General features: G+C 77.4%; 1 pseudogene. It reads right to left on the reverse strand.

From position 1 onward, the window contains the following. Positions 1–1,335 (reverse strand): annotated as a pseudogene (locus tag AOK15_RS37685) (AfsR/SARP family transcriptional regulator); the annotation flags it as partial.

Genomic DNA, 1,335 nt, shown 5'->3' on the forward strand with positions numbered 1-1,335 from the left:
CCGGTCGTCTGGGCCGGTCCGTGTGACCCGCTCATCCGGGTCGGTTCCAGTGGTCCGCTCGTCCGGGTCGGTTCGAGGCCGGCAGGCCCAGGCGCGCCCGAGCCCGCCAGGTGGAGCAGGTTCGCCGCCTCCTGGTCGCCCCAGGCAAGTGCCTCGGCCGCGTCGGCGAAGGCCAGGTCGCCACCGGGCGGCAGCTCGGGCATACCGCCGCGTCCCGGCCGCAGGGCGGCGGCGCAGTGGGCGAGCCTCCGCTGGTACCAGCGCAGGGAGCGTTCGACGGCGTCGGCGTGCGCCGCCCGCGCGTCCGGCCGGACGGCGAGTTCCCGGGCGAAGTCGCGGACCAGGTCGTGCGGAACGTAGCGCCCCCAGCCCGTCTCCTGGAGCAGCGCCACCTCGGTCAGGCGGTCCAGCGCTCGCTCGGCGCTCCGCTCGGTGCGATCCGTCGCGACGGCCATCAGCGGGACCCCGTACTCGGGCAGGTCCAGCGCGCCGATGAGGACCAGGGCCTCGGCGGCGTCGACGTCACGCGGGTCGCCCGACGCGAGGAGCGCCTCGTGGGCCGCCAGCAGGGAGCGGCGCACGCTGAGGTCCTCCAGTTCGAGGTGGTCCAGGCGGTCCTCCTGCCGGGCGAGGCGTTCCGTCAGCCGTGCCACGGGCAGGGCCCGCCGGCTCCTCAACCGGGCCGCGCAGATCCGGAGCGCGAGGGGGAGATGCCCACACAGCGCGGCCAGCCGGGCGACCGGTTCCGCGTCGCCGGCGCCCCAGGACCGGCCCGAGGCCCGCTCCAGCAGAAGGGCGCCCTCCCGTGGGGAGAGCGGGTCGAGGGGGACCTGCGCGGACGCGCCCAGGGTGGCGAGCGGCTGCCGGCTGGTCACCAGGACGGCACAGCCCGCCCCGGCCGGCAACAGCGGTCGTACCTGGCCGACCGAGGCCGCGTCGTCGAGGACGAGCAGCGTCCGGGTCGGGGCGAGCGCGGAGCGCAGCAGCGCGGCACCGGCCGCCACGTCGCCGGGGACGCGCCGGGCGTCCACACCCAGCCCGTGCAGGAGGGCGGCGAGGGCGTCGGCGGGCGCGAGCGGGGTCCGGCCGGGCGTGGCTCCGTGCAGGTCGAGGTAGAGCCTGCCGTCCGGGAACGCGTCGCGGAGTTGGGCCGCGATGTGCAGGGAGAGGCCCGTTTTACCGACACCCGGCATCCCGCTGACCACGACGACCGCGGTCCGGTCGCGCTCCGCCTCCAACACGGCCCGGATCGAGGCGACGGCCCCGTCACGCCCCACGAACCCGACGGGCGGCACGGGCAGTTGCTCCGGACGCGGGAACGCCCCGGCCGGGGCG

The organism is Streptomyces ossamyceticus (genome assembly GCF_001418475.1).
Lineage (GTDB): Bacteria > Actinomycetota > Actinomycetes > Streptomycetales > Streptomycetaceae > Streptomyces > Streptomyces ossamyceticus.